General features: G+C 71.1%; 12 protein-coding genes. 4 read left to right on the forward strand and 8 right to left on the reverse strand.

Annotated features, from left to right (window positions below; all coding sequences use genetic code 11):
• Window positions 1-64: 64 nt before the first annotated feature.
• The 8 genes from RV983_RS08915 to iolC all read right to left on the reverse strand — a co-directional run bounded on the left by RV983_RS08915 (window position 65) and on the right by iolC (window position 8,542).
• The gene (locus tag RV983_RS08915; protein ID WP_475985245.1) at window positions 65-844 is read right to left on the reverse strand and encodes an ATP-binding cassette domain-containing protein; all 780 of its coding nucleotides are present in this window, start codon (window positions 842-844) and stop codon (window positions 65-67) included.
• Window positions 841-1,863 (reverse strand): ABC transporter permease, encoded by a 1,023-nt coding sequence (locus RV983_RS08920; RefSeq protein WP_475985246.1) that lies wholly within the window; start codon window positions 1,861-1,863, stop codon window positions 841-843. Before RV983_RS08920 ends, RV983_RS08915 begins: the two co-directional genes overlap by 4 nt.
• Complete coding sequence (locus RV983_RS08925; RefSeq protein ID WP_475985247.1) at window positions 1,860-2,861, reverse strand: sugar ABC transporter substrate-binding protein; 1,002 nt, start codon at window positions 2,859-2,861, stop codon at window positions 1,860-1,862. Before RV983_RS08925 ends, RV983_RS08920 begins: the two co-directional genes overlap by 4 nt.
• A gap of 92 nt (window positions 2,862-2,953) precedes the next feature.
• Entirely contained in the window at window positions 2,954-3,709 is a 756-nt protein-coding gene (locus RV983_RS08930) for a GntR family transcriptional regulator (protein ID WP_475985248.1), read from the reverse strand.
• Window positions 3,710-3,863: 154 nt separating this feature from the next.
• Entirely contained in the window at window positions 3,864-5,735 is a 1,872-nt protein-coding gene (iolD, locus tag RV983_RS08935; RefSeq protein WP_475985249.1) for a 3D-(3,5/4)-trihydroxycyclohexane-1,2-dione acylhydrolase (decyclizing), read from the reverse strand.
• On the reverse strand, window positions 5,732-6,637 hold the full coding sequence (gene iolB, locus RV983_RS08940) for a 5-deoxy-glucuronate isomerase (protein WP_475985250.1): 906 nt from the start codon (window positions 6,635-6,637) through the stop codon (window positions 5,732-5,734). Before iolB ends, iolD begins: the two co-directional genes overlap by 4 nt.
• Before the next feature lie 38 nt (window positions 6,638-6,675).
• Complete coding sequence (locus tag RV983_RS08945; protein WP_475985251.1) at window positions 6,676-7,554, reverse strand: Cgl0159 family (beta/alpha)8-fold protein; 879 nt, start codon at window positions 7,552-7,554, stop codon at window positions 6,676-6,678.
• 40 nt (window positions 7,555-7,594) lie between these two features.
• Window positions 7,595-8,542: a 5-dehydro-2-deoxygluconokinase gene (gene iolC / locus RV983_RS08950; RefSeq protein ID WP_475985252.1), complete on the reverse strand. Its 948-nt coding sequence runs from the start codon at window positions 8,540-8,542 to the stop codon at window positions 7,595-7,597.
• A 273-nt stretch (window positions 8,543-8,815) separates the two neighbouring features.
• On the opposite strand from iolC, the gene RV983_RS08955 reads away from it, so the two are divergent.
• The 4 genes from RV983_RS08955 to RV983_RS08970 all read left to right on the forward strand — a co-directional run bounded on the left by RV983_RS08955 (window position 8,816) and on the right by RV983_RS08970 (window position 13,000).
• Window positions 8,816-9,832: a sugar ABC transporter substrate-binding protein gene (locus RV983_RS08955; RefSeq protein ID WP_475985253.1), complete on the forward strand. Its 1,017-nt coding sequence runs from the start codon at window positions 8,816-8,818 to the stop codon at window positions 9,830-9,832.
• Window positions 9,832-10,929: an ABC transporter permease gene (locus tag RV983_RS08960; RefSeq protein ID WP_475985254.1), complete on the forward strand. Its 1,098-nt coding sequence runs from the start codon at window positions 9,832-9,834 to the stop codon at window positions 10,927-10,929. The genes RV983_RS08955 and RV983_RS08960 overlap by 1 nt, the downstream gene beginning before the upstream one ends.
• 7 nt (window positions 10,930-10,936) lie before the next feature.
• Window positions 10,937-11,815 (forward strand): ATP-binding cassette domain-containing protein, encoded by an 879-nt coding sequence (locus tag RV983_RS08965; RefSeq protein WP_475985255.1) that lies wholly within the window; start codon window positions 10,937-10,939, stop codon window positions 11,813-11,815.
• 273 nt (window positions 11,816-12,088) lie between these two features.
• The gene (locus RV983_RS08970) at window positions 12,089-13,000 is read left to right on the forward strand and encodes a sugar phosphate isomerase/epimerase family protein (protein ID WP_475985256.1); all 912 of its coding nucleotides are present in this window, start codon (window positions 12,089-12,091) and stop codon (window positions 12,998-13,000) included.
• Window positions 13,001-13,008 lie beyond the last annotated feature (8 nt).

Below are 13,008 nucleotides of genomic sequence, written 5' to 3' on the forward strand. Positions count from 1 at the left end.
AAACCCGGCATGGTGCTTCTGCCCCGCCGGTGCGCGCCCAGCGCACCAGCGGGCGGGGCGTCCGTCAGCCGGTGGGGCGGCGCAGCTCGTGGGTGAGGGCTTCGAGGTCGCTGCCCCCCGCCATCTCGCGGGTGAGGTCGTCCAGGCAGATGCCGTCCTTGGTGTACGCACCGGACACCGCGCCGCGGCGCAGGAGGACGAACCGGTCGCCGACCAGGTGGGCGTGGTGCGGATTGTGCGTGATGAGCACCACTCCGAGGCCCGCGTCCCGCGCGGCGGCGACGTACTTCAGGACGACGCCGGACTGCTTGACGCCGAGCGCCGCCGTGGGCTCGTCCAGAATCAGCACCCTGGCGCCGAAGTGAACCGCCCGTGCGATGGCGACGGACTGCCGCTGGCCGCCGGAGAGCGTGCCGATGGGCCGGTCGACATCGGGCAGGTCGATGCCCATGCGCAGCAGTTCCGCGCGTGTGGTGGCACGCATCGTGGCGACGTCGAGCCGCCTGAAGGGGCCGCGGCCGATGCGCGGCTCCGAGCCGAGGAAGAAGTTGCGCCAGACCGGCATGAGCGGCACGACGGCCAGGTCCTGGTAGACCGTGGCGATGCCGCGGTCCAGGGCTTCGCGTGGCGAGGTGTGCCGGACCGGCTCGCCCTCGATCTCGTAGGTACCGGTGTCGTGCTGGTGGAGCCCCGCGATGATCTTGATGAGGGTGGACTTGCCCGCGCCGTTGTCGCCGAGGACGCAGGTGATCTCCCCGGCGTGGACCTCCAGGGAGACGTCCTCCAGCGCGTGGACGCTGCCGTACGACTTGCCGACGCCTGTCAGCTTCACCAGGGGGGTCACTTGGCCGCCTCCGCCCGCTTGCGCACCCACGCGTTCAGCAGCGTCGCCAGCAGCAGCATGGCGCCGAGGAAGAACTTGAACCAGTCCGGGTTCCACTGCGCGTACACGATGCCCTTGCTGGCCATACCGAAGATGAGCGCCCCGACCGCAGAGCCGATGGCCGAGCCGTGGCCACCGGTCATCAGACAGCCGCCGATGACCGCCGCGATGATGTACAGGAACTCATTGCCGACGCCTTCTCCCGACTGCACCACGTCGAAGGAGAAGAGCAGGTGCTGCCCGGAGATCCACGCACAAAGGGCGACGGCCATGTACAGCCCGATCTTGGTGCGGGCGACGGGGACGCCGACCGCGCGGGCGGCGTCGGGGTTGCCCCCGGAGGCGAAGATCCAGTTGCCGGCGCGGGTGCGCAGCAGCACCCACGTCGCAAGGGCCACGAGTGCCAGCCACCAGACGATGGTGACCTGGAGGTCCACATCGCCGATCGTCAGGTGCGAGGCGAACAGGGCCCGCGCGGAGGAGAAGCCCTCCATGTCGGCGATGGACTTGGTGCTGACCGTTTTGTCGACGAGCTTGGTGAGGCCCAGGTTCGCGCCCGTGAGCATCAGGAAGGTGCCGAGCGTGACGATGAAGCTCGGCAGCTTCGTGCGCACGAGCAGGACGCCGTTGAGGAAGCCGATGGCGAGGGTGACCAGCAGGGAGACGCCGACGCCGACCCAGACGTTGGCCGTCATCTGGTAGCTGAACATCGAAGACGCCAGCGCCGAGCTGGTGACCAGGACGCCGGCCGACAGGTCGAACTCGCCGCCGATCATCAGCAGCGCGACCGGGACGGCCATGATCCCGATGGTGGACGCGGCGTACAGGATGGTGCCGATGCTCTCGGGCCGCGCAAAGGAGTCGGCGGACACCGCGAAGAAGGCGAAGACCGCCGCGGCGCCGACGACCGCGCCCAGTTCGGGGCGGCCCAGCAGCCGGTGCGTCAGCCGGCGCGGCGGCAGAAGGGTCTCCGCGCTCACCTGGTGCCCCGCTTCGCGTAGTCCTCCAGCGCCGCCGCGTCGTCCTTGGTGACGATCTGCGGGCCGGTGAGGACCGGTTTGCCGCCGCCGAGGACGTCGGCGTTGTAGCGGTGCAGCCACAGCAGGTCGATCGCCTCGTAGCCCTGCAGGTACGGCTGCTGGTCCACGGCGAAGCCGATGGTGCCGGCCTTCAGGGAGGCGGCGACCTGGGCGTTGAGGTCGAAGGTGTCGACCTCCGCCTGGCTGCCCGCCTGCTCCTTGGCCTTGGCGGCGGTGGCGGCGAAGGGCGCTCCCAGGGTGACGACGGCGTCCACCGAGGGGTCGGACTGGAGCTTGGCCTGGAGGGCGGACTGGACGTCGGGCATGTTGGTGCCGTTGACGTACAGGTTCTCCGTGGTGCCCTTGAAGGTGCTCTTCACGCCCGCGCAGCGCTGCTCGTGGCCGACGTTGCCCTGCTCGTGCAGGACGCACAGGACGTGCTTCTTGCCGCGACCGGTGAGCTCGTCGCCGACGGCCTCGCCGGCGATCGTCTCGTCCTGGCCGATGTGGGTGAGGGCGCCGTACTCCTTGGACTCGGCGGAGCCGGAGTTGATGGTGACGACCGGGATGCCGGCCTTCTCCGCCTTCAGGACGACGTCCTTCATGGCCTCCGGCTTGGCGAGCGTGACGACCAGGCCGTCGACGCGCTGGTCGATGGCCGTCTGGACGAGCTGCGCCTGGTCCTTGCCCTGGTCGCTGTTGGAGTACAGGAACGTGATGTTGTCCTTGGCGGCGGCCTGCTTGGCACCCTTCTGGACGATGTCCCAGAAGGTGTCGCCGGCTCCCGCGTGGGTGACCATCGCGATCTTCCACCGCGGGGTGTCGACGGCCGAGCCGTTGGCCCGGGCCTCCTTGGCGCGCTGCTCCGCGCGCAGGCCGCCGGTGCTGCTGCAGCCCGCGATCGTCGCCCCGATGGCCACGGTCAGTAGCGCGCCGAGCACGCGCCTCCCGGTGTTCACCCTCTCCACCTGGTGCCTTCCCTGCTGGATCCTGGAAAGGACCCAGTATCCGTCACGCGGAGCAATGCTCTGCCCCATGGGTGACGGATCCCTCAGGCGCGGACCAGGAGCTGGAACTCGAAGGCGTACCGGGAAGCGCGGTAAATGTGCGTGCCGTACTCGACGGCCCGCCCGGTGTCGTCGTACGTCGTACGGCTCATGGTCAGCAGGGCCGCGCCCGGTTCCTCCCCCAGCAGTTCGCCCTCCTCCTCGGTGGCGGAGCGGGCACCGACGGACTGGCGGGCGCTGTGCAGGGTGATGCCGGCGGCGCGCATCATCCGGTAGAGGCCGGTCGACTCCAGCCTGGCGGTGTCCAGGTCGATGAGCCCGGGCGGCAGGTAATTGCACATGTGGGCCATCGGCTCGCCATGAGTGAACCGCAGCCGGTGCAGGACGCGGACCTCGCCGCCCTCGGCGATCCCGAGCGCGGCGGCGACCTCGGCGGAGGCCGGCACGGCGTCGTTGCGCAGCACCCGGGTCGCGGGGCTCTGACCGGCGGCCTGGAGGTCGTCGAAGAGGCTGCTCAGCTCCAGCGGGCGCTTGACCTGGCTGTGCACGACCTGGGTGCCCACGCCGCGCCGGCGCACGAGCAGCCCCTTGTCGACGAGGGACTGGATGGCCTGCCGGACGGTCGGCCGCGACAGGCCGAGGCGTCCGGCGAGTTCGATCTCGTTGCCGAGCAGGCTGCCCGGGGCGAGCCGGCCGTGCTCGATGGCGCCCTCCAGCTGCTGGGCGAGCTGGTAGTACAGCGGCACCGGGCTCGAGCGGTCCACTTCGAGCTCGAGCGGCGCGGACTCTGCTTTGGACACAGGGGGAGCGTATCCGCCGGTCTCGACCTCAGGAAAGTCTGACATCACATTGTCCGAACATTTGGGTCCGCGCCTTCTCGAAGGGCCTGTTGCCTGGCCGGTGGTGTGCGGTGGGTGTGCCCGCGGCCGGCGCGCGGGGACGCGCCGGCCGCCGTCACAGATGGCGGCGTCGGTCGGCGAGGTGGCCTTCGTAGTTCTTGCGGGCCTCGACGGCGGACTCGCGGGTGGCGGTCTCGGCGACGGGGACGTCCCACCACGCCTGAGCGGCGGGAGCCGTCGGCGCCGGGTCGGTCTCGACGTACACGCACGTCGGCCGGTCCGAGGCGCGGGCGGCGGCCAGCGCCTCGCGCAACTCGCCCACCGTTCCGGCGCGCAGGACGTCCATGCCCAGGCTCGCGGCGTTGGCGGCGAGGTCGACGGGGAGCGGGTCGCCGGTGAAGGTGCCGTCGGCGGCGCGGTAGCGGTAGGCGGTGCCGAAACGCTCGCCGCCGACCTCGGAGGACAGGCCGCCGATGGAGGCGTAGCCGTGGTTCTGGATGAGGACCAGGTTGATGTTGACGCCCTCCTGCACGGCGGTGACGATCTCCGTCGGCATCATCAGGTAAGTGCCGTCACCGACGAGCGCCCAGACCGGCCGGTCCGGGGCGGCCATCCGGACGCCGATGCCGGCCGGGATCTCGTAACCCATGCAGGAGTAGCCGTACTCCAGGTGGTACTGGCGCGGGGAGCGGGCGCGCCACAGCTTGTGGAGGTCGCCGGGCAGGGAGCCGGCGGCGTTGATGACGACGTCCTCGTCGCCGACGACGGAGTCCAGGGCGCCCAGCAACTGGGTCTGGGTGGGCCGGGCGGAGTCGTCGGGCGCGGCGTAGGCGGCGTCGACCACGCGCTCCCAACGCTCCTTGCCCGTGCGGTACTCGTCCTCGTACTCCGCGTCCACACGGTGGCCCGCCAGCGCCTCGGTGAGGGCCTCGAGGGACGCGCGGGCGTCGCCGACGAGAGTGCGGGCGCCCAGCTTGTGGGCGTCGAAGCCGGTGATGTTGAGGTTGAGGAAGCGCACCCCGGGCGCCGCGAAGAGCGTGGAGGAGGCGGTGGTGAAGTCGGTGTAGCGGGTGCCGACACCGATGACCAGGTCCGCGGTGCGGGCGAGGTCGTCGGCGACGGCGGTGCCGGTGTGGCCGATCCCGCCGATGTCGGCGGGGTGGTCGTGGCGCAGCGAGCCCTTGCCGGCCTGGGTGGACGCGACGGGGATGCCGGTGGCGTCGGACAGCGCCTTGAGCGCCGCCTCGGCCTCGCTGTGGTGGACGCCGCCGCCCGCGACGATCAACGGGCGCCGCGCCCCGCGTACGGCCTGTGCCGCGGCGGCGAGTTCGGCGTCCTCGGGAGCCGGCCGGCGTACGTGCCAGACCCGCTCGGCGAAGAACTCCTCGGGCCAGTCGTACGCCTCGGCCTGTACGTCCTGCGGCAGCGCGAGGGTGACGGCCCCGGTCTCGGCGGGGTCGGCGAGCACGCGCGCGGCCTGCAGCGCCGCCGGGATCAGCGCCTCGGGCCGGGTGATCCGGTCGAAGTACCGGGAGACCGGGCGCAGCGCGTCGTTCACGGACACGTCCCCGGACCAGGGGTGTTCGAGCTGCTGGAGCACCGGGTCGGGGACGCGGCTGGCGAAGACGTCCCCGGGCAGCAGCAGCACGGGCAGCCGGTTGACGGTGGCCAGCGCGGCGCCCGTGACGAGGTTGGTGGCGCCGGGACCGATGGAGGTGGTGACGGCCTGCGCCGAGAGCCGGTTGAGCTGCCGGGCCCAGCCGACGGCGGCGTGCACCATGGCCTGCTCGTTGCGGCCCTGGTGATACGGCATCACGTCCTGGTGCTCCAGCAGCGCCTGGCCGATGCCGGCGACATTGCCGTGGCCGAAGATGCCCCAGGTGCCGGCGATCAGCCGGTGGCGGGCCCCGTCGCGCTCGGTGTACTGCGCGGACAGGAAGCGCACCAGTGCCTGGGCGACCGTGAGACGGCGGACGGGCTGGGTCATCGGGACCTCTCGGAGGCTCGGTCTTCGGCGGGGGCCGTGTACAGGGGCAGTCTCGGGTCGACGGGCTGCTCCGGCCAGGTGGCGCGGATCCAGGCGTGGTCGGGATGGTCGCAGATCAGCCAGGCGCGCTCCTCACCCGGGCCCGCCATGACGTTGAGGTAGTACATGTCGTGACCCGGGACGGCCATGGAGGGGCCGTGCCAGCCGTCGGGGATGAGGACGACGTCGCCGTCGCGGACCTCGGCCAGCACATCGGTGTTGCGGCCGTTGCCGGACGGAGAGACCCGCTGGTAGCCGATGCCTTCCCTGCCGTGCGCCGCCGCGATCTCGAAGTAGTAGATCTCCTCCAGCCGCGACTCGCCCTCGCGGTCCTCGTCGTGCTTGTGCGGCGGGAAGGAGGACCAGTTGCCGCCGGGCGTCAGCACCTCGACCGCGATCAGCCGGTCGCAGTCGAACACCCCGGCGGCACCGAAGTTGTTGACCTGGCGGCTGCAGTTGCCGCTGCCGCGCAGTTCGACGGGCACGGCGGAGGCGGGGCCGTAGCGGGCGGGCAGCCGGCGCTCGCAGCGCGCGCCGGTCAGCGCGAAGCGGCCGCCCGCCTCGCTCGCCAGGACCACTCGCGCGTCGCGGGGGACGTACGCGAAGTCGGTGACACCGGCGAAGACGCTCTCGCGGCCCGCGAGCCGGAAGCTCTCGCCGTCCGCGTCGACGGTGCACGAGCCGGACAGCGGGAGCACGATCCACTCGCTGTCGCCGGTGGCGAACTCGTGCCGGCCGCCCGGCGGCAGCTCCAGGACGCGCAGCGACGAGTGGGTCCAGCCGGCCCGTTCCGGGTGGACGGCGACGGTGTACGGACCGGCGGCGGCCTTGCCCGCGGCCAGGTGGTTGTCGGTACCGGTCATCTCGTGCGGCTCGCCTCTCTCACGGTTCGTCCCGGTCCTCACAGCAGACCCACGGCGGTGTCGACGGCCGTCTCCACGCTGCCCTCCGCCGGGTAGAGCAGCGACCGGCCCACCACCAGTCCCTGGACGGTGGGCAGCCGCAGCGCCTTGCGCCACTTCTCGTAGAGCACGTCCTGCTCCTTGCCCACCTCACCACCGAGCAGGACGGCGGGCAGGGTGGAGGTCTCCATGACGGCCGCCATGTCGTCCACGTTCTCCGTGACCGGCACCTTGAGCCAGGTGTAGGCGGAGGTCCCGCCGAGGCCGGAGGCGATGGCTATGGACTTGGTGACGGCCTGGGCGCTCAGGTCGTTGCGCACCCGGCCGTCGACGCGGCGGGATATGAACGGCTCGACGAAGACCGGCAGTCCGCGCTCGGCCATGTCGTCGATGGCACGGGCGGTGGAGAACATGGTGGTCAGCGATCCGCTGTCCTCGTAGGCGATGCGCAGCAGGAGCTTGCCCGCGTCGAAGCCGAGCCGGGCGATGTCCTGGGCGCGATGTCCGGTGAAGCGGTCGTCGAGTTCGAAGGCGGCGCCTGCCAGGCCGCCGCGGTTCATGGAGCCCATGACGACCTTGCCCTCGAGCGCGCCGAGCAGCAGCAGGTCCTCCAGGACGTCGGCGGTGCCGAGTACGCCGTCCACTCCGGGGCGCGAGAGCGCGGTGCACAGGCGCTCCAGCAGGTCCACCCGGCTGGCCATGGCGAACTCGCGGTCGCCGACGGCCAGGGCGCCCCGGGCCGGGTGGTCCGCGGCGACGATCATCAGCCGGCCGCTGTCCCCTATCAGGGGGCGGCGGACACGGCGGGCGGCCGCCTCGGCGATCGCCTCGGGATGCCGGGTCCGCACCTTCACCAGGTCGGAGATGCTGATGCTCAAGGGGAGCTCGCTTTCGGGCTTTCAGGTGGGGGCGGGCCGCTCAGCGGCGGTCGAGGAGGTCCCGCACCTCGGACTCGGTGGGCATGGCGGAGGAGCAGGCCAGACGGGAGGCCACGATCGCGCCGGCCGCGTTGGCGTGGCGCATGACGCGCTCCAGGTCCCAGCCGGCCAGCAGCCCGTGGCACAGTGCGCCGCCGAACGCGTCGCCCGCGCCGAGGCCGTTGACCACCTCGACCGGGACGGGCGGCACCTCGGCCGAGGTGCCGTCGCGGTGGACGGCGAGGACGCCCTTGGGGCCCTGCTTGACGACGGCGAGTTCGACGCCCGCCTCCAGCAACGCCTCCGCGGCGGCGCGGGGTTCGCGGACACCGGTGGCGATCTCGCACTCGTCGAGGTTGCCGACGGCGACGGTGGCATGGGCGAGGGCCCGCGCGTAGTACGGACGCGCCTCGGCGGGGTCCGTCCAGAACATGGGGCGCCAGTCGAGGTCGAAGACGGTGGTGCCGTTCCCGGCGCGGGCCTCCAGCGCGGCGAACGTGGCGGCGCGGCTGGGCTCCTCGCACAGTCCCGTGCCGGTCATCCAGAAGATGCGGGTGGCGCGGATGGCGTCGAGGTCCAGCTCCTCCGGGCGGATCTCCAGATCGGGGGCCTTGGGCAGCCGGTAGAAATAGAGCGGGAAGTCGTCGGGCGGGAAGATCTCGCAGAACGTGACGGGGGTGGGCAGGCCGGCGACCGGGGTCACGAAGCGGTCGTCGACGCCGAACTCCTTGAGCGCCTGGTGGCAGTACGTGCCGAACGGGTCGTCGCCGGTGCGCGTGACGACCGCAGTGGAGCGGCCGAGCCGGGCGGCGGCGACCGCCACATTGGTCGCCGACCCGCCGAGGAACTTGCCGAACGTCTCGACCTCGGGCAGCGGCACCCCCGTCTGCAGCGGGTAGATGTCGACCCCGATCCGGCCCATCGTGATCAGGTCGTACGGCTCGGTCATGGGCAGGGCTCCTCGTCGTCTCGCGAGCGGGCCGCCGCGCGGCCCCCTCAGGTCTAACCGCGAGACCCGCGAGATGTCAACACTATGTCCTTACATACGAACGTTCAGAACGGGGCACCGTACGGGCTCGTTACGGTGTCGTTACATCGAGATGAATGTATGTCCTAACAAAGCCTTGACAGCGGCTCGGACGGACGGTTTGCTCCCGTCAGCAATGCCACGGGCAACAGGTCGGTCCCCCTTCCCCCTCCCACCGCAGTGAGGTGCAGGAACATGGAACGCTCTCGTAAATCCCGCAAGATCTCCGCCATCGCGGCCGTCTCCGTCGCCGCGATCCTGCTCGCAGCCGGCTGTTCCAGCAGCTCGGGCGGCAAGAAGGCCGAGGAGTCCGCCGACAACGCCGCCGCCGCCGGCAAGGCGGACACTCCCCGCATGAAGATCGCCATGGTCACCCATGCCGCCCCCGGCGACACCTTCTGGGACCTGATCCGCAAGGGCGCCCAGGCCGCGGCCGCCAAGGACAACGTCGAACTCGTCTACTCCGCCGACCCCAACGCCGCCACACAGGCCAACCTCATCCAGAACGCCATCGACCAGAAGGTCGACGGCATCGCCGTCACGCTCGCCAAGCCGGACGCCATGAAGTCCGCCGTCGCCAAGGCGGAGCAGGCCGGCATACCCGTCGTCGGCTTCAACGCGGGCCTGGACGACTGGAAGGACCAGGGACTGCTGGAGTACTTCGGGCAGGACGAGAGCGTCGCCGGCGAGGCGCTGGGCAACAAGCTCAACGACCTCGGCGCCAAGCACGACGTCTGCGTCATCCACGAGCAGGGCCACGTCGCCCTGGAGGCGCGCTGCGCCGGCGTGAAGAAGACCTTCAAGGGCACGACGGAGAACCTGTACGTCAACGGCACGGACATGCCGTCGGTCAAGTCCACCATCACCGCGAAGCTCAAGCAGGGCGCCGACATCGACTACGTGGTGGCCCTGGGCGCGCCGTTCGCGCTCACCGCCGTCCAGTCGGTCGCGGACGCCGGCAGCAAGGCCGAGGTCGCCACCTTCGACCTCAACAAGGACCTGGTGAAGGCGGTCCAGGACGGCTCCGTGCAGTTCGCCGTCGACCAGCAGCCCTATCTCCAGGGCTACCTGTCGGTGGACTCGCTGTGGCTGCACAAGACCAACGGCAACTTCAGCGGCGGCGGCGTCTCGCCGGTCCTGACCGGCCCCGCGTTCGTCGACAAGGACAACGTCGCGTCGGTGGCGGCGTTCGCCGCGAAGGGCACCCGGTGATGCCGGTGTCCCCCGCGGCCGCCTCCGCGGCGTCACCCCCGCCGCCGTCCCCGCCCTCCCCGCCCGCCGCGCCGCTCTCCTCGGTGGCCGGCCGGGCGGGCGGGCGCTCCCTGGTGCGCCGGGCTCTCGCCCGGCCGGAGATCGGCGCGCTGATCGCCGCCGTCGGCGTCTACCTCTTCTTCTTCGCGGTCGCGCCGTCGTTCCGCGAGGCGGGTTCCCTTGCGACCGTGCTCTACCAGGCGTCGGTGATGGGCATCATGGCGCTGCCGGTGGCCCTGCTGATGATCGGCGGGGAGTTCGACCTGTCGGCCGGCGTCGCGGTCACCACCTCCGCGCTGACGGCGAGCATGTTCAGTTTCCAGCTGAGCATGAACGTGTGGACCGGGGTCGCCGTGGCCCTGGTGGCCTCGCTGGCCGTCGGTGCGCTCAACGGCTACCTGCTGATCAAAACCGGCCTGCCCAGCTTCCTCATCACCCTCGCCACGTTCCTGATGCTCCAGGGCCTCAACCTGGCCGTCACCAAGATCTTCACCGGCAACGTCGCCACCGACTCCATCAGCGACATGGAGGGCTTCGACCAGGCCAGAAAGCTCTTCGCCTCCGAGATAGGCATCGGCGGGGTGCAGTTGAAGGTCACGGTGCTGTGGTGGCTGGGCTTCGCGGCACTGGCCACATGGGTGCTGCTGCGGACGAGGTTCGGCAACTGGACGTTCGCGGCCGGCGGCGACGCGGACAGCGCGCGTGCCGTCGGCGTCCCGGTGCGCTTCACCAAGATCGCCCTGTTCATGGCCGTCGGCTTCGGCGCCTGGTTCACCGGCATGCACCTGCTCTTCTCGTTCAACGCGGTGCAGTCGGGCGAGGGTGTCGGCAACGAGTTCCTGTACATCATCGCGGCGGTCATCGGAGGGTGCCTGCTGACCGGCGGCTACGGCTCCGCGATCGGCTCGGTGATCGGCGCCTTCATCTTCGGGATGGTCTCGCAGGGCATCGTGTACGCCAACTGGAACCCCGACTGGTTCAAGTTCTTCCTCGGCGTGATGCTCCTGATCGCGACCCTCGTCAATCTGTGGGTCCGCCGCACGGCGACCAGGAGGTGAGGACCCCATGACCACCGAAGCGACCGCGAGGGAGCAGGCCACCGGCACACCGGTCGTCGAGCTGACCGGCGTGGGCAAGAGCTACGGCAACGTCCGCGCCCTGCACGGGGTCGACCTGGCCGTCCGGCCGGGACAGGTGACCTGTGTGCTCGGCGACAACGGCGCCGGCAAGTCCACTCTGATCAAGATCGTCTCCGGACTGCACCAGCACACCGAGGGCGAGTTCCGCATCGACGGCGTGCCCGTACGGCTGAACACCCCCCGCGAGGCGCTGGACCGCGGCATCGCCACCGTCTACCAGGACCTGGCCACGGTTCCGCTGATGCCCGTGTGGCGGAACTTCTTCCTCGGCTCGGAGGTGACACGCGGACCCTGGCCGGTGCGCCGCCTGGACATCGCCGCGATGAAGCGGACCGCCGACGAGGAACTGCGGGCGATGGGCATCGCCCTGGACGACCTCGACCAGCCCATCGGCACCCTGTCGGGCGGGCAACGGCAGTCCGTCGCCATCGCGCGCGCCGTCCACTTCGGCGCGCGGGTGCTGATCCTGGACGAGCCGACCGCGGCGCTCGGCGTGAAGCAGTCGGGCGTCGTCCTCAAGTACATCGCCGCCGCCCGCGACCGTGGCCTCGGTGTCATCTTCATCACGCACAACCCGCACCACGCCTACATGGTCGGCGACCATTTCACCGTGCTCCGGCTGGGCACCCTGGAGCTGAGCGCGAGCCGCTCCGAGGTCACCTTGGAGGAGCTGACCCACCACATGGCCGGCGGCGCCGAACTGGCCGCGCTCAAGCACGAGCTGTCCGCGGTCCGCGGCGTCGACGTCGAGGAACTGCCGGAACAGGAGGACCTGAACGCCCTGAACAAGCCGAGGGAGGCCTGAGCCGGGTCCGGGAGATGCCCCGCGGATGCCTGGAGACGGGCGGCCCGCCCTGTGCGGGGCCGCCCTTCCGGGCCGCCACGGCACCCGGTCACCACTCCCCACCGCCTGACATGACGTCCATATGTCAGGACTAACTCTTGACGGTGACCCCGTCGGACAGCGAAGCTGCCAGCGGGACCGCGGGCTTCGCGGGCATCCGCGCCGTCGCCGCACCGAGCACGACTTCCGAACCACCCGACCGGTCACCGCCGACCGGTGAGAGGAGCCCTCCTCATGACCGCCGCCTCCCCCGCCCTGGACCGGATCCGCGTCGGGTCCGCGCCCGACTCGTGGGGCGTCTGGTTCCCCGACGACCCGCGGCAGGTGCCGTGGCAGCGCTTCCTCGACGAGGTCGCCGGGTCGGGGTACGAGTGGATCGAGCTCGGCCCGTACGGCTACCTGCCGACCGACCCCGCCCGGCTCACCGAGGAGACCTCCGCCCGCGGCCTGAAGGTCTCCGCCGGCACCGTCTTCACGTCCCTGCACCGCGGCCCGTCGGTCTGGGACGCCACCTGGGAGCACGTCGGCCAGGTCGCCGCCCTGACGCAGGCCATGGGCGCCCGGCACCTCGTGGTGATCCCGTCCTTCTGGCGGGACGACAAGACCGCCGAGATCATCGAGCCGCACGAGCTGACCGCCGAGCAGTGGGGCCACCTCGCCTCCGGCATGGAGCGCCTGGGGCGCCAAGTGCGCGACACCTACGGCCTGGACATCGTCGTGCACCCGCACGCCGACACCCACATCGACACCGAGGAGCACGTCGCCCGCTTCCTCGACTCGACCGACTCCGGGCTGGTCAACCTCTGCCTGGACACCGGCCACTACGCCTACTGCGGCGGCGACAGCGTCAAGCTGATCGAGACCTACGGCGAGCGCATCGGGTACCTGCACCTGAAGCAGGTCGACCCGGAGATCCTGGCCGACGTGATCAAGAACGAAGTGCCGTTCGGGCCTGCCGTCCAGCGCGGCGTCATGTGCGAACCCCCCGCCGGCGTCCCCGCCCTGGAACCGGTGCTGGCCGCCGCGCAGGGTCTGGGTGTCGACCTCTTCGCCATCGTCGAGCAGGACATGTACCCCTGCGAACCCGACCGGCCGCTGCCCATCGCCCAGCGCACCCGCGCGTTCCTCCGCTCCTGCGGCGCCTGACGTCCGCG

Source organism: Streptomyces sp. RLA123, assembly GCF_056270165.1.

Bases quoted from the DNA above. Each gene is read 5' to 3' on its own strand.
- iolD (WP_475985249.1), bottom strand. From the start codon at position 5,735: ATGACCCAGCCCGTCCGCCGTCTCACGGTCGCCCAGGCACTGGTGCGC.
- iolB (WP_475985250.1), bottom strand. From the start codon at position 6,637: ATGACCGGTACCGACAACCACCTGGCCGCGGGCAAGGCCGCCGCCGGT.
- iolC (WP_475985252.1), bottom strand. From the start codon at position 8,542: ATGACCGAGCCGTACGACCTGATCACGATGGGCCGGATCGGGGTCGAC.
- RV983_RS08955 (WP_475985253.1), top strand. From the start codon at position 8,816: ATGGAACGCTCTCGTAAATCCCGCAAGATCTCCGCCATCGCGGCCGTC.
- RV983_RS08960 (WP_475985254.1), top strand. From the start codon at position 9,832: ATGCCGGTGTCCCCCGCGGCCGCCTCCGCGGCGTCACCCCCGCCGCCG.
- RV983_RS08965 (WP_475985255.1), top strand. From the start codon at position 10,937: ATGACCACCGAAGCGACCGCGAGGGAGCAGGCCACCGGCACACCGGTC.
- RV983_RS08970 (WP_475985256.1), top strand. From the start codon at position 12,089: ATGACCGCCGCCTCCCCCGCCCTGGACCGGATCCGCGTCGGGTCCGCG.